The following is a 22,370-nucleotide window of genomic DNA, read 5'->3' as shown; positions in this document are numbered from 1 at the left end:
GTGAAATCGGACACATGCACCGAGCCGGGCGCGACATACCCGCCGACGAGGCGGATACCACAGCAACGGCTAACCTCGAGCTAATCTCCTGGCTGTGCCGATCCGGGATGCGATCTCACGCTTGGTGCCGAGCGGGAAGCCGCTGCTGTGGCTGACCGCCATCGCCGTGTCCCTGCTGCTCGCGGCCGGCACGGTGTACTCCTGGACGCACGCGGGCAGCAGGCACGCGCCGGTCGCGGAGGTGGGCACGACCGTGTCCAGCTATGCCGAGGCGGAAAAGGTTGTGATCCCGCATCTTCCGCAGGATCAGGCAGTCCCGCGGCTGTCGACCGGCGTGCTGCTGAACTCGCTGCAATTCGTCAACGCGCACAACGTCAAGGCCACCGGGCACATCTGGCAGCACATCCCCCGAGATTTCCCGGCGGAGATCGAGATCGGCGTCCAATTGCTCGAGGCCGAGGATCCACACTGCCCGAAGAAGGTCTTCGAGTATCCGCTCGGCGATTGGCGCGTGGTCGTCTGGTCGTTCTCGACGGTCATCCGGCAGCAGTTCAACTACGAGGACTATCCGCTCGATCACCAGGACATCTGGTTGCGGATGCGCCCGGTCGACATGATCCATCAGGTCCAGCTGGTGCCGTCGTTCGAATCGTTCCCGCCGTGGGACGCGCGCGCGCTCAACGGCCTGGACCCCGGTCTGGTGTTCGGCGACTGGGAACCCGATTACACGGTGTGGAGCCTGAATCGCCAGGAATACAGCATGCTGGCCCATCCCGGCCTGGCCAATACCGACGAGCTGTATTTCAATGTCGGCGTCAGCCGCGGCCTGCTCGGACCGCTGCTCGGGCGGATCGTGCCGGTGCTGTTGCTCGCCGTGCTGATGTTCCTGTCGCTGTTCGTGATCACCACCGACCCGGATCGGCGGCCGATCTCCGGGTTCACCGCGTTCGCGATCATCACCTTCTCCGTGTCCACCGTGCTCGTGGTCGCGGTCAACGACAACGCGGCCCGCACGGAGATCGGCGCGGCCGGCATCTCCTACATCGAGTACTGGTATTTCACGCTGTACGTGATGACCCTGCTCGTCGCGCTCAACGCCACGATGCTGTTGCACGGCGCCTTCGGCAAGGCGATCGCCTGGCGGGACAACCTGCTGCCGAAGATTCTGTTCTGGCCGTTGTTCACCGGGATCATGTTCGCGGCGACCGTGGGTTATCTCGGCCTCTGAGTGCGGCTAGCGGGCGACCAGCAACCACACAGGCAACAGTACGAGTGCCAGCAGCGAAGTCTTCGCGACGACCGAGGCGGCGAGGTCGACGTCGGTGTCGTAGCGCTGGGCGAAGATGAACAGGTTCTGCGGCGCGGGCATGGCGGCGATCAGCACCAGATACGTCAGCCAGCTGCCGCGGATATCGAACAGGTATTTGCAGATCAGCAGGGCGAGCAGCGGGAACGCCAGGCATTTGAACGCGATCAGCGCGTATTCGTCGCGCAGCGCGCCGCGCATCCGCAGTCCGGTTCCGCCCAGGTGCAGGCCGAGGGCGAACAAGGCCACGGGCGCGGCGGCGTTGCCGGCGAACGACAGCGCGTCCAGCAGCCAGCGTGGCACCGGCACCTTCGCGACGTTCGCGCCGATGCCGAGGTAGCAGGCCACGACGATCGGCGTCGCCAGTGCCGCGAGCACCCCGCGCAGCACCGCGCCGCTCGCCGGCTTGTCCGGATCCGCTTGTCCGGCACCGAATTCCATCACCGCGATGACGACGACGGTGAGCACGCAGACCTGCAACAGAATGATCGGGAAGATCGGCGTGACATCGCCGAACAGCAGCACGAACACCGGAATCGCGAAGTAGGTCGTGTTGACCTGCACGCCCGCCATGACGCGCAGCGCGACGCCGCGCGCATCGGCCCCGGTCACCCGCCGCGACCACCACCCGACGGCCACCATGCCGAGCAGCGCGGTGACGAGATACGCGGCGATGGCGCGCGGATCGAACAGCCGGCCCAGATCGCTCGAGTAGAGCGAGCCGACCAGGTAGCACGGGATCGCGAACAGAAAGGCGAACTCGGAGAACGCCTTCGACACCTCCGCACCGATGATCTTGCGCCGCGCGAAGACCACTCCGGCGCCGAAGACCAGCGCCACCGGCGCCAGTTTCCCGGCGGTGGCCACGAGATCGCTCACCGGCTACAGCCCGAGCGAGCGGACGAGGTCCAGCATCTCGGCGTGGAAAAGCTTTGCGGGGTCACGGGATTGGGGCACCAGGTGGCCGTAGACCTCGAGCGCGACCAGGCCGTGCATGCGGCCCCACATGCGCAGCGCGAGGGCGAGGGCCGCGGGTGGCAGATCGGGAAAATCGCCGCGGACGTGCTCGACGAGACCCGGGTCGAACTCGGACCACGTTGTGTCGCCGAGGGTTTGGCGTTGTTCCGCGTGCGGCCAGGCGGCGGCGGTCAGGCCGACCAGGCCCGTGCAGGCACGGGCTTCCGCGACAGCGGCCGGGCCACCCGGCGGCGGCTGATAACCGGGGACCGGGTCGCCGTAGACGAGCCGGAACTCGGCGGGATGCGCGATCGCCCAATCGCGTACCGCCTCGCCCCAGGCAACGATGCGCCCGCCCGGGTCGCCCGCGGGGATCGCGTCGCGGGCCGCCTCGACCCGGTCGACCAGTGCGTTGTAGACATCGGAGATCAGGGTGGTGATCAGGTCGTCGCGGGTGGCGTAGTAGCCGTAGATCGCGCCGGCGGTCATGCCCATGTCGCGGGCGATGGCGCGCAACGAGATCGCGTCCGGGCCGCCCTCGGCCAGCAACCGCAGCGCAATGTCCTTGATTTCACCGGACGCCTGCTCGCGCATGCGTTCTCGGCGACTCCGCACGACCTCCACCACGGTTGACACTCTACAGCGTTTGACTACTATCTCCCGTGTCGTTACTGAACGGCGTGTAGTAACTGAACAATGTTTAGGGAGTGGATCGTGGAGATCGGGATTTTCGGGGCGACGGGTGTCATCGGCGGTCGGGCCGTCGCGGAGGCGACGCGGCGCGGGCATCGGGTGACCGCGTTCAGCAGGGATGCCTCGCGGTTCCCCGCCGAGCGAGGGGGTGTGTCCTGGAAGGTGGCGGACTGGCTCGACGCGGACAGCATCGCGGGGGCGATCGGCGGTCTCGATGTGGTGATCAGCGCGGTCAACGCCGGGCACGGCATCGCCGACACCATCACCAACGCACACCATTTCGTCGTCGGGGCGGAGGCGATGGTCAGCGCGCTGGAGCGTCATCCGCGGACCCGGGTGATCTCCGTCGGCGGCGCGGGCAGTCTGGAGATCTCCCCCGGCATGCAATTGGTCGACACCGGCGAGGCGTTCGTCCGCACCCTCACCGAGGATCTCGAAGTTCCCGCCGAGTATGTCGAGGTGGTGCGTGCGCTGCGGTCGGCCTTGAATGTCTACCGGCTGTCCAATCGCCACTGGACCTACCTCAGCCCGTCCTCTGGCCGGATCGAACCCGGTGAGCGCACCGGTCGCTTCCGCGTCGGCGGCGACCAGTTGCTCCTCGGCGGCGCCGGCGATCTGTCCGCCGAGGATCTCGCCGTCGCACTCCTCGACGAGGTCGAGCAGCCGCGCTTCCTCCAGCGCCGGTTCACCGTCGGCTACTGAAACCTGTCGTACCCCTCTGCCACAATAGATACAGGTCGGACGTCGATCGAGTTGCTGCCCAAGGTAATTGGCAACTCGACCGAGGAGGCGCAATGCCTGACGTTCCAGCTTCGATGCCCGACCCGCGTGACCCGATGCAGATCGACGTCGACCGGCTGGTTGAGCTGGCGGCTGAGATCGAACGGCATCGGCACCTGCTGCGCTCCGCCGCCGACGATTACCGGCGCCGGGTCACCGAGCGGGTGGAATACCTCGATCCGCCCGACCGCGACATGCGCCTCGCACATGCCGAACGGCTGATCGACGCCTTGATGATCGACCCGATCCGGCATCTCGAGTTGGACCTGGACGCCTACCGCGCGGTGCGCGACGGCGCCCCGATCGAATTCGACGCCGACCGCCGGACTTACGTCCTCCGCAGGCCAAGACGGGAACCGCTCCCGATTCGCCCCGGCCTACCAGAACACCGCCTCGGCGTAATCGCCCGCCTCGCCGGCCTGGGCCTGCGCTTGGAGCAAATCCAGGTCGTCGCACTCACCACCGCACAGGTCAAGGCCCCGAACGAGCAGGCAGAACCCCCGGCCACCACACCGGTGGTACGACGCGGCACAACCAAACCGTCCCGCAGCGGAATCCACCGCCCCCACCGCCGGCGGGCCCAGCGGGGAAGGTGATCCACGCGCAGCCGCACTACTTCTGACATACGCACGCGTGTCAGGCCGGCGAGTCCCAGTGCGGCAAATCAGAAGGCGTGCGGCTAACTCTGCTGCTGGCGATCCAGACTGGAGCGACCGGCGGTGATCTTCGACGTCGCTAGCCCAGCTGCTACAGCCGCACGCCTTCCGAAATGCGCACACGTGTCAGCCCGGCGAGTCCGCATGTGGCGATCAGAAGAAATGCAGGCGACACCAAGGCGCTTGCCCAGCACTCAGGTCGCGACTATCCGCACTGGGCCGCAGGCCTTTCGCACACCCGCGCACCTTCCGACACACGCACGCGTGTCAGGGCGGCAAGTCTGTGTGCGAGAAATCAGAAGGTGTGCGGCTGCCTGCGCCCGCTCGGCGCCGGGGCCGGGGCTGCTACCGCGAACGGCCTCGGCCAACTACTGCCGCACACCTTCTGACACGCGCACGCGCGTCAGCCCGGTAAGTCTGCGTGCCGAGATCAGAAGGCATGCGGCTGAGCCCGGCGAGTCCGCGTGCGGCGATCAGAAGAGTGCGGCCGACACCAAAGGCGCTCGACCAGCACCCAGGTCGGCGACTATCCGCACTGGCCGCAGGCCTTTCGCACAGCCGCACACCTTCTGACACACGCACGCGTGTCAGGGCGGCAAGTCTGTGTGCGGGAAATCAGAAGGTGTGCGGCTATCCACGCCCGCTCGACAATCGGCGCCGAGACCGCTGGCGGCAGCCATCACACACGGCTTCGGCCAACTACTGCCGCACACCTTCTGGCATACGCACGGGTGTCAGGGCGGCGAGGCGGTGTGCGGGAGATCAGGAGGTGTGCGGCTGGCTCGCGCCGCTCGATAGTCGACCTGCGGCGGTGTGCGGGCGTCGTGTTGACCTCTCGGCTAGGTCGGGTAAGTGACAGTCCCTTGCTAATTTTCCTCCGGCGTTCGTATGCTTGCCCACAGAATCTGATAGTGACTATCAGGTAGTGGACTCTGGAGGGGCGATGGCGGCGATCCTCGAACGGGCGGAACATCCGACGCGGCGGTGGGGGGCGGCTGGGCGGTGGGGTGTTGTGATGGCCCGGCGTCGGAAGGTTGTGTTGGGGGTTTGGTTGTTGCTTGTGGTGGTGTGTGGGGCTGCTTATCCGGCGCTGCACTCGCGGCTGGGGACGCCTGATTACTCTGTGCCGGGGTCGGATTCGGTAGCGGTTGATCAGCTTGTCGCGGAGCATTTTTCGCGGTTCGGGATCGAACAGGATTTGATTGTTTTTCACTCGGAGGCGGGCAGCGTCGATACGCCGGAGTTCCGTGCGGCGATCGATCGGGTTGTCGGTATTGCCCGGCAGACGCCGGGGATCGCGGGGGCGATCGGGCCGTTCGATGGGAATGCCGCGCAGATATCCGCTGATCGGCGAACGGCTTTCGGCATCGTCGGCGTGGATGGGGAGATCGCCGAGCGGGTGCGGATCGTGCAGGGGTTGCGGTCTGCGGTGGAGACCGGGCCCGGGGCGCAGGTCCAGGTCATGCTCACCGGGTATGCACCGATTCAGGACGAGTTGATGCAGATCGAGACCAGCGATCTACAGCGCGCCGAAACCCTCGGCATTCCGGTCGCGACGGTGCTGCTGGTGCTGGCGCTCGGGGCGCTGACCGCCGCGCTGCTGCCGATCACGGTGACCGCGGCGGGGATCGCGATCGCGGTCGGCGTGCTCTTCGGCCTGACGACGTTTCTCGCCTTCGACTCCCTGGTGCTGTCGGTGGCGACGATGATCGCCACCGGCACCGCGATCGACTACGCGATGTTCATCGTCAGCCGATTCAACGAGGAACTGACTCGGCGGGGCGTGCGAAACCGACGGGATCGCAACGCGATCGAGGAAGCCGTCGGCGCGGCGATGGACACCACCGGACGCACGGTTCTCGCGTCGGGACTCATCGTGATGATCTCGCTGTGCTCGCTGGCGGTGGTCGGGTTGCCGATGTTGAACGGGATCGCCGTCGGCGTGGTCACCGCGGTGATCGCGACGATGACCGGCGCGTTCACGTTGCTGCCCGCGCTGCTCGCGACGCTCGGCCCGGCGGTGAATCGCGGTGCGCTGCCCGAACGACTGCGGCCGGCGGAGGTTCGATCGACAACGGCGTCCAGCGCTTGGGCGCGGTGGGCGCACCTCGTGATGGCACGGCCCGTGCTGTTCGGCGCGGTCGGCGTCGCACTCTTGCTGGCAGCGGCGTCGCCGCTCACCGGCCTTCGCTACGGCGTCGACGTCGGGACCGACGCGCTCGCCGACCGTCCCTCGGGGCAGGCGATCGCCCTCGTCGAACAGAACTTCATCCCGGGTCTGCTCGCACCGATCGAGGTGGTCGCGACCGGCGCCGACGCGTCGCCGCTGACCAGCGACGCCCGCGCCGAGGCCGATCGGTTCATCGGCGAACTCGCCCACGACGACCGGATCGCCACGGTGCTGCCGCAGTACGCGGACGGCCGGATGCTCGCCGCCGTCGTCCCCCGCGCGGCATTCGGCTCGACGGCCGCCACCGACCTGGTCACCGATCTACGTTCCCGCGCAGCGTCTCTCGGCGACGCGGAGGTCAAGGTCGGCGGCACGACGGCATTGTTCGTCGATGTGTCCCAACGGATTACCGGCCGATTCCCGTGGGTGATCGCCCTGGTGCTCGCGGTCTCGCTCGCCTTCCTGGTCGTCGCGTTCCGCAGTATCGTGCTGGCGCTCAAGGCAATTCTGCTGAATCTGCTGGCCACCGGTGCGGCCCTAGGTATTACGGTCGCGGTCTTCCAGCACGGCATCGGCGAGTCCGCGCTCGGCTTCCACAGCAGTGGGTTCCTCCAGATCTACCTGCCCATGCTGGTTTTCGCGGTGCTGTTCGGCCTGTCGATGGACTACGAGGTGTTCCTCATCCGCCGGATGAAAGAGCACTGGGATGTGCACCACGACAACGCGGCGGCGGTCGCCGACGGTCTGCAACGCACGGCCCGGCCGATCACCGCGGCGGCCGCGATCATGGTCGCCGTCTTCGCCAGCTTCGTGACCGCGAATGTCTTGGAGCTCAAGCAGATCGGCTTCGCGCTGGCCGTCGCCATCGCAATCGACGCGGTGCTGGTGCGCCTGGTGCTGGTGCCCGCGTTCATGCGACTGTTCGGCCGCTGGAACTGGTGGCTGCCGAAGCTCCGGGCGACTACCGGAACATCATCTCGATCTGATCGATGATCGAGATGATGGCCTCGGTGTAGACCGCCTTCAGCCGTCCGGCGAAACCCTTTCCGGCCCAATGGTCCAGCGCCGCCACGCAACCCCAGACTGCGGTGGCCGCGGCCATCCGCACGCGTAACTCGTTGGGGTCGAAGCCGGTTCGTTCGGCGAACAACGTCCGGAACTGATCCTCGAGTTCGCGCATCTGCTTGGTCTGGCCGGCCTTGATCTCCGGGATCGCCGCGGTGTATTGCAGCCGCTGCCGGATCCGGTGCTCCGCCTCCTCGGTCAGCAGCGATTCGGTCAGCAGCGGCAGCAGCATCCGGGCGACGGCGATCAGGTCCGCGGGTTCGACGGCGGTGGTTCCGCCTGCGGTGCGGACCGCGTCCAGGATTTTCGGGTCCGCCTCGTCGTAGAGGACGAGCATTTCCTTGGTGCCGAAGTAGCGGTAGACGGAGCTCGGCGACACCTCGGCCGCGGCCGCGACCCGCTCGATCGTCACGTTCCGGTACCCGTGCGCGTCGAAGAGATCCAGCGCGACCCGCTGGATCCGGCTCATCGCCTCGATCTTCCTGCGCTCCCAGGACGTGGACGGAAGCTCAACAGCGGCATCGGACATCACCGTTCAGAATACCGGGAGCCCACTCCGGAAAACGCCAACTCCACCCCGAAACGGGCGAAGGCCCCGGTCCAGTGGACCGGGGCCTTCGTCACACGTGCCTATCAGGCGTTGCCGGAGAGCTTCTCCCGCAGAGCAGCCAGCTGCGCGTCGCTGGCCAGCGAACCGCCGGCCGACTCGGACGAGCTGGAGGAGGAGGAAGACGAAGCCTGCGAACCACTCTCGGAGGAGTAGTTCGAGGAGCCGCCACCGTTAGCGGCCTCGGCCGCGGCGTCGGCCGCCATCTTCTCCATCTGAGCGGTGTGCATCTTGTGGCGACGCTCGGCCTCGGCGTACCGGCCTTCCCACTCTTCGCGCTGCTTGTCGAAGCCTTCGAGCCACTCGTTGGTGTCGGGATCGAAGCCCTCGGGGAAGATGTAGTTCCCCTGGTCGTCGTAGCTGTCGGCCATGCCGTACTTCGACGGGTCGAACTCGGCGTGGTAGTCCTCGTTCGCCTGCTTCAGCGACAGCGAGATCCGGCGACGCTCCAGGTCGATGTCGATGACCTTGACCATCGCGTCGTCGCCGACGGCGACAACCTGGTCCGGGACCTCCACGTGGCGCTCGGCCAGCTCGGAGATGTGGACGAGGCCCTCGATGCCCTCTTCGACGCGCACGAACGCACCGAACGGAACCAGCTTGGTGACCTTGCCGGGCACGATCTGGCCGATCGCGTGGGTCCGGGCGAACTGACGCCACGGGTCTTCCTGAGTCGCCTTGAGCGACAGCGAAACCCGCTCGCGATCCAGGTCGACGTCGAGCACCTCGACGGTGACCTCGGTGCCGACCTCGACAACCTCGGACGGGTGGTCGATGTGCTTCCAGGACAGCTCGGAGACGTGCACCAGGCCGTCGACGCCACCCAGGTCCACGAAGGCACCGAAGTTGACGATCGAGGAGACCACACCCTTGCGGACCTGGCCCTTCTGCAGCTGGTGCAGGAACTCGCTGCGGACCTCGGACTGGGTCTGCTCGAGCCATGCGCGGCGGGACAGGACCACGTTGTTGCGGTTCTTGTCCAGCTCGATGATCTTGGCCTCGATCTCCTTGCCGACGTACGGCTGGAGGTCGCGGACCCGACGCATCTCGACGAGCGAGGCAGGCAGGAAGCCGCGGAGACCGATGTCGAGGATCAGGCCGCCCTTGACGACCTCGATGACGGTGCCCTTGACGGCCTCGTCCTTCTCCTTGAGCTCCTCGATCGTGCCCCACGCGCGCTCGTACTGAGCCCGCTTCTTCGACAGGATCAGGCGGCCTTCCTTGTCCTCCTTGGTGAGAACAAGAGCCTCGACCTCATCACCCACGGAAACGACCTCATTCGGGTCGACATCGTGCTTGATGGAGAGTTCGCGGGAAGGGATGACGCCTTCGGTCTTGTAACCGATGTCGAGCAGGACCTCGTCGCGGTCGACCTTGACGATGGTTCCTTCGACGATGTCGCCGTCATTGAAGTACTTGATCGTGGCGTCGATGGCGGCGAGGAAATCCTCGGCGGAGCCGATGTCATTGACGGCTACCTGCGGCGAGGTGACGGTGGTGGGCATATGTCGGTTTGCTCCGGACGGATTGTGGTCGGTTGCGGACATTGGAACTTTCGGTACGCTGGCGAATTCACCGCGCTGGTGTGAAGACGGACACTAGGAACGTACCGCACGTAACGCACATGAAACTCAGCGGGTGATTGACTCCGGTACGGCTGTACCTAAGGCACTCGCGCGTTCAGCGTACGCGACCTTGGTCCGGCCGGGCAAACCGGTCCGGTCGCCACACCGGGATACGCTGACGGCGTGTCGGAAGATCGCCATGCATATGCAAACACACTGCTCGGGACCGCGGGAACTTCGCGCGCCCGAATCGGCTCCGCCGCTAGTCAGCAGGCCAGTCGCCGCTGGTGGGATGCCGACGCCGGGCAGTACCACGAGACGCACGCGGATTTCCTCGGCGTGGATTCCCCAGACGGCGAATTCGTCTGGTGCCCGGAGGGACTGCACGAGGGCGACATGCACTTCCTCGGCGAGCTCGCGGGCAAGCGGATCCTGGAGATCGGCTGCGGCTCGGCGCCGTGCGCGCGCTGGCTGGCCGGGCAGGGAGCGCATCCGGTCGGGCTCGACCTCTCGATGGGGATGCTGGAGCGGGGCCGGGCCGCGATGGAACGCGGCGGGCCGCAGGTGCCGCTGATCCAGGCGGGCGCGGAGACGCTGCCGTTCGCCGACGAATCCTTCGACCTCGCCTGCTCGGCATTCGGCGCGATCCCGTTCGTCGCCGATTCGGCTCAGGTGATGAGTGAGGTGGCTCGGGTGCTGCGCCCCGGCGGCCGGTGGGTGTTCTCGGTGAACCATCCGATGCGGTGGATCTTCCCCGACGATCCCGGTCCGGCCGGGCTGACCGCCGCTATCCCCTACTTCGATCGCACGCCGTATGTAGAGGTCGACGCAGAAGGCGAACCGACCTACGTCGAACACCACCGCACAGTCGGCGACCGCGTGCGCGAGATCGTCGGAGCCGGGCTACTGATGGTGGACATCGTGGAACCGGACTGGCCGGAATGGCTCGACCGCGAATGGGGCCAGTGGAGCCCACTACGCGGCGAAATCTTCCCCGGCACCGCCATCTTCATCACCGAGAAGCCCGCATAGCCAAACAGACGCACGGCTTCTGATTTCCCGCACCGAAATTTGCATGCGATTTTCGGTGCGGGAAATCAAAAGGCGTGCGGCGACTTACGACGGCTCGGAAGTCAGGTGCGCAGGGGGCCGGCGAAGGGGGGTAGGGCGGCGAAGCCGGGGGCCAGGCGGGCGGTGGGGACCGTGCGGGTTACCCAGCGGCGGGCTCGGGTCAAAGGATGGTCGGGGAATTGGTCGTCCCAGCGGATTTCGTCGGCGGCGTGGTAAGGCAGCCGGCCGCTGAGGCCCGGCGCGTACGGGTGCGGCGGGAACATGTTTTCGTAGCCGATCTGGGTCATCAGTACGGCCTCGCGGACGCCGGTGGTGCCGGTCTCCGGGCAGAGGATCTGGAAGACCGCGCTGCACCGGTCCTTCGGCACGATGATCGACGCGACGAATGCCAGACCGTGCTGCTGATTCGGCAGCGGGAACTTCTCCATCCGCAGCAATGCGGGCTCGTGGTCGACCCAGATGACGAAAGCCTCGATCAGGCACCCGGATTCGGCGGACCGTTCCGCGAGCCCGCGCCGCAACACGTCCACGTCGTCCAATGGCGCAGGCAGATCCGGAACCAGGTCGAAATAGTTCATTGTCACGATGTCCCCGGTACCCGGATCGCGCCACGAGTTGCTGTCGATCGGCTGAAGCCCGGTGGTATCGAACGAAATCGGCACACCCCACCGTATCCACCCCCTCCGGTCAGGAAAGTCCGCACCCTCTCTCTGGATCGGCACTCGCTTCAAGGCGCTGAAGTCAGTGCGAATCCGGAGAGAGGGTGCGAATTCGATGCCGATGGATCAAGGGCTACTTCGGTTTGCGGCCGGCCTGCTCGAGCGCCAGCCGCAGGGCGTATTCGATCTGGGCGTTGATGCTGCGTAGGTCGTCGGCCGCCCACTTGGCGATCGCCTCGTGAATGGCCGGGTCGAGCCGTAGCAGGAGCTTCTTGCGCTCAGCCATGGCGTCGCCGCTCAGTTGTAGAGGGAGCCGGTGTTCACGACGGGCTGGATGGCTCGATCACCGCAGAGGACGACCAGCAGGTTCGAGACCATGGTGGCGCGGCGCTCCTCGTCCAGTTCCACCACGCCCTGCTCGGTCAGCTTGTCCAGCGCGAGACCGACCATGCCGACCGCGCCCTCGACGATCTGGGTGCGGGCGGCGACCACCTGGGCGGCCTGCTGACGAACGAGCATCGCCTGGGCGATCTCCGGCGCGTAGGCGAGGTGGGTGATGCGGGCCTCCAGCACCTCGATGCCGGCCAGCAGGGTGCGCTCGCGCAGTTCGACGGTGAGTTCCTCGGCCACCTCGGCGCCGTCCCGCAGGCTGGTGCGGGTGTTGTCGTGCGAGTCGTAGGGGTGCGTGGTGGCGAGGTGGCGGACCGCGGCCTCGGACTGGGTCTGCACGTACTCCTCGTAGTCGTCGACGGCGAACGCGGCCTTGAAGCTGTCGATCACGCGGTAGACCACGACGGCGGCGATCTCGACCGGGTTGCCGTCGGCGTCGTTGACCTTCAGCTTCTGTGTCTCGAAGTTACGCACGCGCAACGAGATTCGCTTGCGGTCGGTCAGCGGCAGCACGGAGAAGAAGCCGGGCTCGCTCACCGAACCGATGTACCGGCCGAAGAACTGGACGACCTGGGCCTCGTTCGGGTTGACCACGATGAGGCCGGTCGCGGACAGCAGCAGCACGAGCACCAGGAAGCTGGCGACGATCGCGCCGACCAGCGCGGGCACGTTGTGATTCTGCGCCATCGCGACGTAGCCGAGCGCGGCCGCGCCACCGAAGACGAGGGTGAGCACCAGCCACGTCACCAGCACCAAGAAGCCGTTGACGTGTAATGCGGGCCGAAGCTTCATGACATCCTCCAAGTATCAAAGTGATATCACGAAGATAGCAGACGAGCGGTGGCCGAGGCACTACCGAAAAACCCCCCGGGAACCTCGCTGGAGGAGAGGTTCCCGGGGCGACGGATCAGCGGGCGGCCGGGCGGATGTTGCGGTTGAAGCGGAACATGTTGTGCGGGTCGTACTTTGCCTTCAGTTCCGCGAGGCGGGGGTAGGTGTCGGCGGTGTAGCCGGCCCGGGTCTGAGCCTCGTCGGCGTCGGCGCCCGCGCCGTAGAGGAAGTTGAGGCTGTGTCCGATGGTCCACGGGGCGAGGGCGGTGCGGATCTTGTCCTTGGCGGCGGTGTCGTCGTCGGGGTCGGTGATGACGCGGACGATGTAGGCGGCGTCGCGATGGTCGACGACGGTGCCGGTCCGGCTCGGGTGGCTCAGTGCGCCGCCGAGGTGGCGGATGTCGACGACCGCGTCGGCGCCGGAGTTCGGGCCTGCGGCGGCGAGCAAGGCGGACAACGTTTCTCCGTTCAGCTCGCTGAGCAGCGCGTTGGTCGCGGCGTAGGCGTGCGGGTGGTCGGGGTCGCTGTGGATGGTGTGCGATTCGGTGTAGGGCATCGTCCGCAGGTCGTCCTTCAGGCGATCGCCCACCGCGCGCAGCGGAGCGACCAGGCGCTCGCCTTCCGCGGCGGGACCGTTGAACGCGATGCGGAACGAGGCGACGTAGCGGCCGCGCAGCGGGGCGGGGACCTGCGGGATGTCAGGGAAAGCCAGCATGGCGACGGTTGAGGTCAGTTCGTCGGGAACCGTTGTGGTCCACTGCTTCCAGACATCCAGCGCCTGCTCGACCAGCGGGGTGTCGAACATGAGCTGGCCGCCGTAGACCTCGGTGACCGGCAGCAGGCCCAGCTCGAGCGCGGTGACCACGCCGAAGTTGCCGCCGCTGCCGAGGACCGCGCCGAACAGTTCGTCGCCGGGGACGAGCCTGCGCACCCGGCCGTCGGCGGTGACCAGTTCGACGGCCAGGACCTGCTCGGCGGCGTAGCCGAATTCCCTTGCCAGCAGGCCGATTCCGCCGCCGAGCAGGTAGCCGATCACGCCGACCGACGGCGAGGAGCCGTTCAATGGCGCGAGTCCGTGTGCCGCGGCCGCCTCGACCAGGGCGCCGGCGCGGACTCCGGCGCCGATGCGGGCGGTGCGGGTGTCGGGGTCGATCTCGAGGGTGGTCATGCGGCGGGTGCTGATCAGCACGCCGCCGTCGGCCGCGACCGACAGCCCGTGCCCGGTCGCCTGCACCGCGACGGGAAGACCCTGGCGCGCAGCGTATTCCACCGCGGCGCGGACATCCTCAGCGTGCACCGCGCCGACGACCAGCGCGGGCCGGTGCGCGTAGGCGGTCTGGAAGCCGGCGATCTCCTCGTCATATCCGGCGTCACCCGGGCGGAAGACGGGGCCGGTGAAGGTGTCGGTGAGGTTTTCTGCGTTGTTTGCCATGCCTTCGACGATGCTCCGCGCTGATCTAGAAGTACAACAGATAGTTCTTCTGGAAGCTAGAATCATCAGTTATGGAACTGCGTCAGCTCCGCTATCTCGTCACCGTGGCGGAGGAAGCCAACTTCACCCGGGCCGCCGCCCGCCTGCACCTGGCGCAGCCCGGGTTGAGCGCGCAGATCCGTCAGCTGGAACGCGAGCTCGGGCAGCAACTGCTCGATCGCGGCGGGCGCACGGTGACACCGACCGAGATCGGGGCGGCGGTGTTGAAGCACGCACGGGCCGCGCTCGACGCGACCGAGCGCATCACCGAGACCGTGGACGAGTTCGCCGGGCTGCTGCGCGGGCATGTGCGGGTCGGGCTGATCTCCGGCGCCGCGACCGAGGAGCTCGACGTCGCGTCCGTCCTCGCCGACTTCTACGACGACCATCCGGAGGTCGGCATCAGCCTCACCGAGGACACCTCGGAACAGATGCTCGCCGCACTGAGCCGAGGCGAGTTGGACGTCGCGTTGATCGGAATGACCGGGGCACCAATGGATTCCGGCATCGGAGTGGATGTGGTGCTGGAAACCGCGGTGGTGGCCGCGGTCGCCGCCGGCGATCGGACGCTCGGCGAGGACATCCCGTTGATCGAACTCCGCGATCACTCGCTGATCTGCCTGCCGCCCGGCACCGGACTCCGCGGCGTCTTCGAACGCTCCTGCGCGGCAGCGGGATTCGTACCGAACGTCGCGTTCGAAGCCGCCGCTCCCCCGCTGCTGCTCCAACTCGCTTCCCGAGGCCTCGGCACCGCCGTCGTGCCCGGGCTCACGCCGGACGAGGCAAAAGCGTTCGGCGTCCGCACGATCCGGATCACGCAACCCGAGCTGCGCGGGCGACTCGCTCTGGTCTGGCGTACCGACCGTCCGGCAGGGCCGGCCGCCAAAGTGCTGCTGGGCCAACTACGTATCGCCTTGGGCGGCAAAGCGAGTACTTCGCGCCCCACCACCTGAATCCGTCACATGGCTCGCAACGCCCTGTGAGACGCACAGAGCGCCCATGCGGTTCGCAAGGGCAAATTGGACCCCGCGGACCGCATGGACGCTCGGTGAGACGTACAGGCCCCTGGAACGGCCGCCCTAGAGCAGCCGGGACAGGAATGCTCGAGTGCGTTCGTGTTGCGGGTTGGCCAGCAGCTCGCGCGGCGCACCTGCCTCCACGATCACACCGCCGTCCATGAAGACCAGCTTGTCGGCAACCTCACGCGCGAAACCCATTTCGTGCGTGACCACGACCATGGTCATACCCGACTGAGCCAGCTCGCGCATGACCTGGAGCACCTCGCCGACCAGTTCAGGGTCGAGCGCCGAGGTGGGCTCGTCGAACAGCATCAACTTGGGGTCCATGGCCAGCGCGCGGGCGATGGCGACCCGCTGCTGCTGCCCGCCGGACAGCTGCGCCGGATAGGCATTCGCCTTCTCCGCCAAGCCGACTCGATCGAGCAGCTCCTGCGCCTTGGCCACCGCTTCGGCCTTGGGCACCTTCTTGACCTGGGTCGGCGCCTCGATCACGTTCTCCAGCACCGTGCGATGCGGGAACAGATTGAAATGCTGGAACACCATGCCGATTTCGCGGCGCTGCCGGGCGGCCTCGCGCGGGTGCAGCTCGTAGAGCTTGCCGTTCTTCTCCTCGTAGCCGACGAGTTCGCCGTCCACGTAGAGCCGGCCGGCGTTGACCTCTTCGAGGTGGTTGATGCAGCGCAGGAAGGTGGACTTGCCCGAGCCGGAAGGCCCGATCACGCACAGCACCTCGCCGCGGCCGATCTCCAGCGAGACGCCTTTGAGTACCTGCAATGCGCCGAAGTTCTTGCAGACCCGGTCGGCGAGGATCATGGGTTGAGCGTCTTTGACGCTGTCCGTGCTCATTTCGCCTTCACAATCGTCTGGGCGTCGGCAAGGTCCTGCAATTGCTTGCCGGTCAGCTGCCGGGACAGGCCGCGCGAGTAGTAGCGCTCCAGGTAGTACTGCCCGACCATCAGCACGCTGGTGATCGCGAGGTACCACGTCGCGGTGACCAGCAGCAGCGGAATCGGCTGGAAGTTCACCCCGTAGATCTCGCGGGCGCGGCCGTAGAGGTCGGTGCTCAGCGGGAGTGCGGTGACCAGCGAGGTGGTCTTCAGCATGCCGATGAGCTCGTTGCCGGTCGGCGGGATGATCACCCGCATGGCCTGTGGCAGCACGGTCCTGCGCATGGTCAGGCTCCAGGACATGCCCAGCGCGGTCGACGCCTCGCGCTGCCCTTCACCGACGGAATTGATTCCGGCACGGACGATTTCGGCCATGTAGGCGGCCTCGTTGAGGCCGAGGCCGATCACCGCGAAGGTGAACGCCGCCTGCATGCTCTGCACGTCCAGGTCGATCAGGTGCGGGCCCCAGGGGATGCCGAGCACGATGTGCTTGTACAGCGAGGGGAACAGGCCCCAGAACACCAACTGCACGAAAACCGGTGTGCCACGGAAGATCCAGAGATACACCCAGGCCGCGGCGCGGAGCACCGGGTTCGGGGACAACCGCATGACCGCGAGCAACGTGCCCAGCGAGACGGCGATCGCCATGGCGAGCACGGTCAGTTCGAGGGTGACCACCGCACCGTTGACGATCCTGCTGTCGAACAGGTACTTGCGGTAGGTCGACCACTGGTAGGCGTCGTTCGTCGCGGCGCCGTAGATGAAGAGTCCGACGAGAACCAGGATGACCGCGGCGGCGATCCACCGGCCGGGCCTGCGCAGCGGAACCGCTTTGATCGGTTCCGGTTCCTGGGATAGGTCTGCCCCGCCGGGCCCGGGGTCACCGGGCTCCGGCATGGTTTCGTTCGACGTCATCGATCAGCTCGTTGCGCCGTTGACGACCGACTTGGTGAGTGCGCCTTCCTCGACGCCCCAGTTCTTGGCGATCTCCAGGTACTTGCCGTTGTCGATCAGGCTCTGCACGGCCTTCTGCAACACGGCGGCCAGCGGCGAGCCCTTCGGCGTGGCCCAGCCGTAGAGGGCGGCACCGTACGCCGCGCCGGACTTCTCGATCTTGCCGTCGCTCTTCTGGATCGCGTACACGGTCACCGGCAGATCGGCGGCCATGCCGTCGACCTGGCCGAGCACCAGCGCGTTGGTCGCGGCGCTCTGCTCCTCGAACGACTTGATGTCGATGGCGGGCTTGCCTTCGGCGACGCACTTCTTGCTCTTGTCCGGGAGCTCGTCGGTGTCCTGGATGGTGGTGGCCTGCACCGCCACCCGCTTGCCGCAGGCGTTGTCCGGGTCGATCGGCTTGCCCTTTTGTTGCGCCCACTGGGTGCGCACGTTGAAGTAGGTCGCGAAATCGACCTGCGCTTCGCGCTCCTTGGTGTCGGTGATCGAGGACATGCCCACGTCGTAGGTGCCGGCCTGGATCGTCGGGATGATCTTCTCGAAGGCGGACTCGAGGTACTCGGCCTTCACACCCAGGGTGGCGGCGACGGCATCCATCAAGTCGACGTCATAGCCGACGATCTTGCCGCTCGGGTCCTTGTACTCGTTGGGCTGGTACGGAACGTTGACGCCGACAACGAGCTTGCCGGACTGCTTGATCTTGTCGGGGAGCTGCGCCGCGATGGAGTCGACCTTGTCGACCTTCACCTTCTCGACCGCTGGTCCGGAGTCTTCGGAATTACTACAGCCCGTCAGGGCAAGTGCGCCTACGGCGAGTACGCACACCGCCTGCAGGGCGCGCCTGCCAAGAACCGATCGAACAGACACAGCAGCCCTCCACATTTCGGATTCAAGAAACCCGGGTGTCACCACCCGTTGGCAATCTAAGCGACCGAGACGCTTCGTGCTGGACAGTAACGGAACTTTCATCCGTTCCTTGCTGAACACTCCGGGCTAGCACACTCTGACTACCGGCGGTGGACCCTAGCACAAACTTGTTCGGTGAACTCGCTGGTCGACGCCAGTCCGCCCAGGTCCGCGGTGGCGATGCCCGCTTCGAACGTGGCCGCGACGGCTCGTTCTACCCGCTCCGCGGCGTGCAGCAGTGTGCTTTTGCTATCGCGAGTCCCCAACCAACGCAACAGCATTGCCGAGGACAGTTGCAGCGCGGCGGGGTTGGCCCGGTTGTGCCCCGCGATGGTGGGCGCCGCGCCGTGCACGGCCTGTGCCATGGCGTGGGTGGCCGAGCAGTTGAGCGAGGCGGCCAGGCCGAGCGAACCGCTCAGTTCGCCGGCGAGGTCGGAGAGGATGTCGCCGAAGAGGTTTTCGGTCACCAGGACGTCGTAGTCGGCGGCGGCGCGGACCAGATGGGCGGCCGTGGCGTCGACGTGTTCGTCGGTGACCTCGACGCCCGGATAGGCGTGGGCAATTTCATAGCAGACGTCGCGGAACAGGCCCATGGTCATCGGCAGCACGTTGGCCTTGTGCACGATGGTCAGCCGTTTGCGCCGGGCCGAGGCGAGCCGGAACGCTTCGTGGGCGATCCGCTCGCAGGCCTGCCTGGTCACCACGCCGACCATCATGGCGACGTCCTCGGTCGGGCGGAACTCGCCCGATCCGGCGAACATGTTGCGATCGGCGTAGAAGCCTTCGCTGTTCTCTCGCACGATGACCAGGTCGATTTTCGGCGCGGTCGCCCGGATGCCGGTGAACGCGCGGGCCGGGCGGATGTTGGCGTAGAGCCCGAACCGCTTGCGAATTGCGCCGCCCGGCGCGACCGCGGTGCGGTGTTCGGCCGGGTAGGCGGCGTTGTCGTGCGGGCCGAGGATCCAGGCGTCCACGCCGTCGAGCGCGGTCAGCGTCGATTCCGGCAGCGGGTCGCTGTGTTCCTCGATGGCCCGGTGGCCCATGAGCAGCGGCACCCAGTCGATCGGCGCGCCGCCGGCCGCCGAGACGGCCTCGTCGACGACCTGCCGAGCGGCGCGGACGACTTCCGGTCCGATGCCGTCGCCGTCGATGAGGCCGAGCCGCAATGCCGATTCGGTCACGACTTCGGCCCTGTTGTCATGGGTCGCACGCCACACTCGTTCACTGCCTCATCTTCGCGCCGCGCTGAGCGGGTCGGCGCACCGGCCCACCGCGTGTTCGCGGATGGCTATTTTCTGGAGATCGGATCCCGGGGTGTCAGGCGGCGCTTGCCGGGGAAGAACCCTAGTAAGGACGGTCGATGATCGCGGGTGAGTAATGTCCGCGCGCCTTCGGCCGTGGAAGATATAGGGAACTGTCGGCGTTGTAGCTGGCACACCGTATACGAGAGGACGTCATGGCCACCCAGACGCTGACCCAGCAGAATTTTGATGAGGTAGTCACCGGAAACGACGTGGTACTCGTCGATTTCTGGGCTGAGTGGTGCGGCCCGTGCAAGAGCTTCGCGCCGACCTTCGAGGCCTCTTCGGAGAAGCACTCCGATGTCGTGCACGGCAAGGTCGACACCGAGTCCGAGCAGGGGCTCGCGGCCGCCGCCAACATCCGCTCCATCCCGACCATCATGGCCTTCCGCGAGGGCGTGCTGGTGTTCGCGCAGCCCGGCGCCCTGCCGCCCGCCGCGCTGGAAGACCTGGTCACCCAGGTGAAGGAGCTGGACATGGACGAGGTGCGCAAGCAGCTCGCCGAGCAGCAGGCCGGCGCCGAGCAGTAATCTCGCCGAACCGAAAAGGGCCGTCCCGCTCAACCGAGCGGAACGGCCCTTTTGTTGTCGGTCAGCTACCGAGCTTGTTGACGCCGGCAATCATCGCGCGAACGGTCGATTCGGAGCTGTCGTCGGCCAGTGCCGCACCCCAGCCCCGCCTGCCGTTGCATTCGCACTGCACGAAGGTCGCGGTGCCTTCGCTGGTGCGACGCTGGTGGAACTGCAGGATTTCGACGTGGTAGCCCTCCTCGTAGAGGGCCGAGGTCATCGCCGCCACGAGGCTGCCGGACGCGACGACCGTGCGCAGGTGGTCGGCGAATTCCAGCGTCACCGCGAAATCGGCGGTGCGGCTACCCGCTGGCGACCAGTCGCCGAGCCGAATCGGCCCGGTGTGCTCGCAGTAGCGGTCGTGGAATTGCGCCGGGGTGAGTTCGGCGCTTTCGTGCCGGAGGCCCTTGGGCGCGGCAGCATGGAAGGCATGGGTATCGAGAGTGAGGATTGTCATTTGAAAGTAGGTCTTCCCGAGGAATGTCGTGGCTCAGTTGACAGAGGGGACCAGCACTAACAAGTCGTTCAGCCCGCAGCGAGGGGGCCGGTCCGAATCAGACCCCGCTACGGCGGGTTACTACGAGGAGAAGTCGCCGCGCCGCCACCATCGCGGTAAGCGGAATTAGCCCAGCGCTGTCGCGGTCTGCGACATTGAGCGCTGCGCTGAGGCGGGCGGCGGGAATCGACACGCGCTTGAGGATAGGGACATCCGAGCGCAATAGCAACCATATTCGGTGCCCGATTTGTCTACCGGCCGGTAGCGTTCGTGCAGCTCAGGGGGCTCTGGGCGACAGTTCGGCCGATCACGGCCGGTGCCGTGCGGCACATGTTCAGCCGCGTGTCACGCAGCCGACATGTCGGGAGCGCGTGTCCGGGCGGCGTGTCGGGTGGTGAAACGACGAGATCCGGGTCCGTGGACCCGGATCTCGTGACGTGCGTGCGGATCAGTCGGCGAGCACCTCGTTCAGCTTGCCGGTGGCCACGTCGAAGATGAAGCCGCGGATGGAGTCCTTGTGCGGCACGAACGGGCTGGCGACGATGCGGGCAATCGATTGCCGCACATCGGTTTCCAGATCGGAGAACGCCTCGGCGGCCCACTCCGGCTTGATCCCGACGTCCTGCTGGATCGAGGACTTGAAGTCGTCGTCGGTGAAAGTCAGCATGCCGCAGTCGGTGTGGTGGATCAGGATGATCTCGCGAGTGCCGAGCAGGCGCTGGCTGATCGCGAGCGACCGGATCTCGTCCGCGGTGATCACGCCGCCCGCGTTGCGGATGACGTGCGACTCCCCCTCGTTGATACCCAGCGCGCCATAGACATTCAGTCTGGCGTCCATGCACGCGACCACCGCGACCTGCTTGGCCGGCGGCAAGGGCAGCGGCCCGGTGAAGGTGCTCGCGTAGGTAGCGTTGTTCTGCAGGTACTCGTCGGTCACAGTCATCGGTTGGTCCCCTGCGCTAGTCATGCGTGGCGGCTTATATGTGGCGTGGCCCACGATAGAAGCGCGCCCCGCATTGCGGACCGGTCCCGCTCACCGTGATTCGTTTACTGGCGTGGTGAGAGCGACACAAGCTCACCTCACATTGCCAATGCCAGGATCACGGCTGCCAACCCTTGATGTACTCCGTCAGCGCTTGGACATGGCGCTCCGATGCGTCGAGCCGGCCGGAGACGAGCTCGACGCATCCTCAGCGGTCGATCGGCCTCAGCAAGCGACCGCTTGCCAGTTATTATCGATATAGTTCGAGAACAAGGCGACCGTTTCACCGGGCACAATCCAGTGGCACGAGGTGTCTTTGTCGAGGTTGTAAAGGTGAACCTTGACCTGAATATTGCTGGAGCAATCGTTCCGAACGAAGTATGCCCATTGGGATCCGGAGTTGGCCGGACCTTCTACGGAGACCCCGCAGCGACCGGGATCCGCCTGGGCGATGGTCGGTGCGGCGATGACGAAGATTCCAGCGATTGCCGTAATCCCGGCAACCGACGCGGCTACGCGCTTGATGTTTTTCACTGTCATTCCTTCTGGGGTGGATCAGTTTTCAGCAGCTGAGCGGTTGCCATGTCTGGTCACCGACCGGATCCCAGAAGGTCGCCGTGTCGTGGGCGTTGACCCACTTGCAGGTCTGACCGTTCCCGGCCTGCGCGTCCCGACCGAGCGTGTACTGGTAGACCCGGAAATTCGCACCCACCGAGCAGTCGTTACGCATGAGATAGATGAAACTCGCGACCTGCTTCCCCGTATCGATCCCACTCGACACGGAAACTCCGCAGCGTCCTGGATCGGCAGCCGCGGTCGCAGTGGGAAAACCCAAGGTGATCGCCGACGCCGCAATGACAATTGCCGACAGCGCGAGCCGCCGAGCTTTGATATGCATATAAACCCTCCCGATAGGCCGCGGCAACCTGAAATTCCAGCGCCTTCTGCGGCAAATGTGTTGTAACACAACGGACTTTATCCCTCGCGTGTTACGGCAAAAAGTAAATCCGGAACGTTGGCAGTCATCGGCCCATT

The 22,370-nt window shown here is 66.3% G+C and carries 23 protein-coding genes; 7 read left to right on the top strand and 16 right to left on the bottom strand.

Annotation, left to right across the window (positions count from 1 at the left end):
• Positions 1-94: 94 nt before the first annotated feature.
• Positions 95-1,228, top strand: a complete 1,134-nt coding sequence (locus F3087_RS41070) for a hypothetical protein (RefSeq protein ID WP_150407586.1) — start codon at positions 95-97, stop codon at positions 1,226-1,228.
• 6 nt (positions 1,229-1,234) lie between these two features.
• Here the strand turns inward: F3087_RS41070 and F3087_RS41065 are convergent, their stop codons facing one another.
• Positions 1,235-2,185 carry an AEC family transporter gene (locus F3087_RS41065; protein WP_150407585.1) on the bottom strand — a complete coding sequence of 317 codons (951 nt, stop codon included), beginning with the start codon at positions 2,183-2,185 and terminating at the stop codon, positions 1,235-1,237.
• Between the two features lie 3 nt (positions 2,186-2,188).
• Positions 2,189-2,890: a TetR/AcrR family transcriptional regulator gene (locus F3087_RS41060; protein ID WP_223885739.1), complete on the bottom strand. Its 702-nt coding sequence runs from the start codon at positions 2,888-2,890 to the stop codon at positions 2,189-2,191.
• 87 nt (positions 2,891-2,977) lie between these two features.
• Between F3087_RS41060 and F3087_RS41055 the strand changes: the two genes are divergently transcribed.
• From F3087_RS41055 to F3087_RS41045, 3 genes are all read left to right on the top strand, one after another.
• Complete coding sequence (locus F3087_RS41055) at positions 2,978-3,658, top strand: NAD(P)-dependent oxidoreductase (RefSeq protein ID WP_150407584.1); 681 nt, start codon at positions 2,978-2,980, stop codon at positions 3,656-3,658.
• A gap of 92 nt (positions 3,659-3,750) precedes the next feature.
• On the top strand, positions 3,751-4,332 hold the full coding sequence (locus F3087_RS41050) for a hypothetical protein (RefSeq protein ID WP_150407583.1): 582 nt from the start codon (positions 3,751-3,753) through the stop codon (positions 4,330-4,332).
• Between the two features lie 1,003 nt (positions 4,333-5,335).
• Entirely contained in the window at positions 5,336-7,555 is a 2,220-nt protein-coding gene (locus F3087_RS41045; protein ID WP_223885750.1) for an MMPL family transporter, read from the top strand.
• Here the strand turns inward: F3087_RS41045 and F3087_RS41040 are convergent.
• Together F3087_RS41040 and rpsA are read right to left on the bottom strand one after the other, a co-directional pair.
• The gene (locus tag F3087_RS41040) at positions 7,524-8,156 is read right to left on the bottom strand and encodes a TetR/AcrR family transcriptional regulator (protein WP_150407581.1); all 633 of its coding nucleotides are present in this window, start codon (positions 8,154-8,156) and stop codon (positions 7,524-7,526) included. The two genes, F3087_RS41045 and F3087_RS41040, sit on opposite strands and share 32 nt — an antisense overlap.
• 104 nt (positions 8,157-8,260) lie before the next feature.
• Positions 8,261-9,739 (bottom strand): 30S ribosomal protein S1, encoded by a 1,479-nt coding sequence (rpsA, locus tag F3087_RS41035; RefSeq protein WP_150407580.1) that lies wholly within the window; start codon positions 9,737-9,739, stop codon positions 8,261-8,263.
• Positions 9,740-9,982: 243 nt separating this feature from the next.
• Here rpsA and F3087_RS41030 point away from each other — a divergent pair, with 243 nt between their 5' ends.
• On the top strand, positions 9,983-10,831 hold the full coding sequence (locus F3087_RS41030) for a class I SAM-dependent methyltransferase (RefSeq protein WP_150407579.1): 849 nt from the start codon (positions 9,983-9,985) through the stop codon (positions 10,829-10,831).
• A gap of 101 nt (positions 10,832-10,932) precedes the next feature.
• Here the strand turns inward: F3087_RS41030 and F3087_RS41025 are convergent, their stop codons facing one another.
• From F3087_RS41025 to F3087_RS41010, 4 genes are all read right to left on the bottom strand, one after another.
• Positions 10,933-11,532, bottom strand: a complete 600-nt coding sequence (locus F3087_RS41025) for a hypothetical protein (RefSeq protein ID WP_150407578.1) — start codon at positions 11,530-11,532, stop codon at positions 10,933-10,935.
• A 130-nt stretch (positions 11,533-11,662) separates the two neighbouring features.
• On the bottom strand, positions 11,663-11,815 hold the full coding sequence (locus tag F3087_RS41020; RefSeq protein WP_150407577.1) for a toxin-antitoxin system HicB family antitoxin: 153 nt from the start codon (positions 11,813-11,815) through the stop codon (positions 11,663-11,665).
• An 11-nt stretch (positions 11,816-11,826) separates the two neighbouring features.
• On the bottom strand, positions 11,827-12,711 hold the full coding sequence (locus tag F3087_RS41015; RefSeq protein ID WP_150407576.1) for an SPFH domain-containing protein: 885 nt from the start codon (positions 12,709-12,711) through the stop codon (positions 11,827-11,829).
• 115 nt (positions 12,712-12,826) lie between these two features.
• Positions 12,827-14,182 carry an FAD-binding oxidoreductase gene (locus F3087_RS41010; protein ID WP_150407575.1) on the bottom strand — a complete coding sequence of 452 codons (1,356 nt, stop codon included), beginning with the start codon at positions 14,180-14,182 and terminating at the stop codon, positions 12,827-12,829.
• A gap of 71 nt (positions 14,183-14,253) precedes the next feature.
• Between F3087_RS41010 and F3087_RS41005 the strand changes: the two genes are divergently transcribed.
• Positions 14,254-15,174 carry a LysR family transcriptional regulator gene (locus F3087_RS41005; RefSeq protein ID WP_150407574.1) on the top strand — a complete coding sequence of 307 codons (921 nt, stop codon included), beginning with the start codon at positions 14,254-14,256 and terminating at the stop codon, positions 15,172-15,174.
• 126 nt (positions 15,175-15,300) lie between these two features.
• Here F3087_RS41005 and F3087_RS41000 read toward each other — a convergent pair whose 3' ends face one another.
• The 4 genes from F3087_RS41000 to F3087_RS40985 all read right to left on the bottom strand — a co-directional run bounded on the left by F3087_RS41000 (position 15,301) and on the right by F3087_RS40985 (position 19,168).
• Complete coding sequence (locus tag F3087_RS41000; RefSeq protein ID WP_150407644.1) at positions 15,301-16,053, bottom strand: amino acid ABC transporter ATP-binding protein; 753 nt, start codon at positions 16,051-16,053, stop codon at positions 15,301-15,303.
• 29 nt (positions 16,054-16,082) lie between these two features.
• Positions 16,083-17,042 carry an amino acid ABC transporter permease gene (locus tag F3087_RS40995; protein ID WP_150407573.1) on the bottom strand — a complete coding sequence of 320 codons (960 nt, stop codon included), beginning with the start codon at positions 17,040-17,042 and terminating at the stop codon, positions 16,083-16,085.
• A 3-nt stretch (positions 17,043-17,045) separates the two neighbouring features.
• Positions 17,046-17,963 (bottom strand): ABC transporter substrate-binding protein, encoded by a 918-nt coding sequence (locus tag F3087_RS40990; RefSeq protein ID WP_191094397.1) that lies wholly within the window; start codon positions 17,961-17,963, stop codon positions 17,046-17,048.
• Between the two features lie 125 nt (positions 17,964-18,088).
• Positions 18,089-19,168 carry an isocitrate/isopropylmalate dehydrogenase family protein gene (locus tag F3087_RS40985; protein ID WP_223885738.1) on the bottom strand — a complete coding sequence of 360 codons (1,080 nt, stop codon included), beginning with the start codon at positions 19,166-19,168 and terminating at the stop codon, positions 18,089-18,091.
• A gap of 275 nt (positions 19,169-19,443) precedes the next feature.
• Here F3087_RS40985 and trxA point away from each other — a divergent pair, with 275 nt between their 5' ends.
• On the top strand, positions 19,444-19,818 hold the full coding sequence (gene trxA / locus F3087_RS40980) for a thioredoxin (RefSeq protein ID WP_150407571.1): 375 nt from the start codon (positions 19,444-19,446) through the stop codon (positions 19,816-19,818).
• 61 nt (positions 19,819-19,879) lie between these two features.
• Here the strand turns inward: trxA and F3087_RS40975 are convergent, their stop codons facing one another.
• The 4 genes from F3087_RS40975 to F3087_RS40960 all read right to left on the bottom strand — a co-directional run bounded on the left by F3087_RS40975 (position 19,880) and on the right by F3087_RS40960 (position 22,116).
• Entirely contained in the window at positions 19,880-20,314 is a 435-nt protein-coding gene (locus tag F3087_RS40975) for a 2-isopropylmalate synthase (protein WP_150407570.1), read from the bottom strand.
• A 487-nt stretch (positions 20,315-20,801) separates the two neighbouring features.
• Complete coding sequence (locus F3087_RS40970) at positions 20,802-21,296, bottom strand: beta-class carbonic anhydrase (protein ID WP_150407569.1); 495 nt, start codon at positions 21,294-21,296, stop codon at positions 20,802-20,804.
• Between the two features lie 264 nt (positions 21,297-21,560).
• Positions 21,561-21,869 carry a hypothetical protein gene (locus F3087_RS40965; RefSeq protein WP_191094396.1) on the bottom strand — a complete coding sequence of 103 codons (309 nt, stop codon included), beginning with the start codon at positions 21,867-21,869 and terminating at the stop codon, positions 21,561-21,563.
• Between the two features lie 28 nt (positions 21,870-21,897).
• Positions 21,898-22,116 (bottom strand): hypothetical protein, encoded by a 219-nt coding sequence (locus tag F3087_RS40960; RefSeq protein WP_150407567.1) that lies wholly within the window; start codon positions 22,114-22,116, stop codon positions 21,898-21,900.
• Between the last annotated feature and the right edge of the window lie 254 nt (positions 22,117-22,370).

This window comes from Nocardia colli (genome assembly GCF_008704205.1).
GTDB lineage: Bacteria > Actinomycetota > Actinomycetes > Mycobacteriales > Mycobacteriaceae > Nocardia > Nocardia colli.
Note: the sequence above shows the minus strand (reverse complement) of the source record. Positions and strands in the feature narration are given on the sequence as shown.

What these genes read in the sequence shown, in the direction of transcription:
- F3087_RS41050 (WP_150407583.1), top strand. Translation starts at nt 3,751, where the DNA reads ATGCCTGACGTTCCAGCTTCGATGCCCGACCCGCGTGACCCGATGCAG.
- F3087_RS41045 (WP_223885750.1), top strand. Translation starts at nt 5,336, where the DNA reads ATGGCGGCGATCCTCGAACGGGCGGAACATCCGACGCGGCGGTGGGGG.
- F3087_RS41040 (WP_150407581.1), bottom strand. Translation starts at nt 8,156, where the DNA reads ATGTCCGATGCCGCTGTTGAGCTTCCGTCCACGTCCTGGGAGCGCAGG.
- rpsA (WP_150407580.1), bottom strand. Translation starts at nt 9,739, where the DNA reads ATGCCCACCACCGTCACCTCGCCGCAGGTAGCCGTCAATGACATCGGC.
- F3087_RS41020 (WP_150407577.1), bottom strand. Translation starts at nt 11,815, where the DNA reads ATGGCTGAGCGCAAGAAGCTCCTGCTACGGCTCGACCCGGCCATTCAC.
- F3087_RS41015 (WP_150407576.1), bottom strand. Translation starts at nt 12,711, where the DNA reads ATGAAGCTTCGGCCCGCATTACACGTCAACGGCTTCTTGGTGCTGGTG.
- F3087_RS41010 (WP_150407575.1), bottom strand. Translation starts at nt 14,182, where the DNA reads ATGGCAAACAACGCAGAAAACCTCACCGACACCTTCACCGGCCCCGTC.
- F3087_RS41005 (WP_150407574.1), top strand. Translation starts at nt 14,254, where the DNA reads ATGGAACTGCGTCAGCTCCGCTATCTCGTCACCGTGGCGGAGGAAGCC.
- F3087_RS41000 (WP_150407644.1), bottom strand. Translation starts at nt 16,053, where the DNA reads ATGATCCTCGCCGACCGGGTCTGCAAGAACTTCGGCGCATTGCAGGTA.
- F3087_RS40995 (WP_150407573.1), bottom strand. Translation starts at nt 17,042, where the DNA reads ATGACGTCGAACGAAACCATGCCGGAGCCCGGTGACCCCGGGCCCGGC.
- F3087_RS40990 (WP_191094397.1), bottom strand. Translation starts at nt 17,963, where the DNA reads ATGTGGAGGGCTGCTGTGTCTGTTCGATCGGTTCTTGGCAGGCGCGCC.
- trxA (WP_150407571.1), top strand. Translation starts at nt 19,444, where the DNA reads ATGGCCACCCAGACGCTGACCCAGCAGAATTTTGATGAGGTAGTCACC.
- F3087_RS40975 (WP_150407570.1), bottom strand. Translation starts at nt 20,314, where the DNA reads ATGACAATCCTCACTCTCGATACCCATGCCTTCCATGCTGCCGCGCCC.
- F3087_RS40970 (WP_150407569.1), bottom strand. Translation starts at nt 21,296, where the DNA reads ATGACTGTGACCGACGAGTACCTGCAGAACAACGCTACCTACGCGAGC.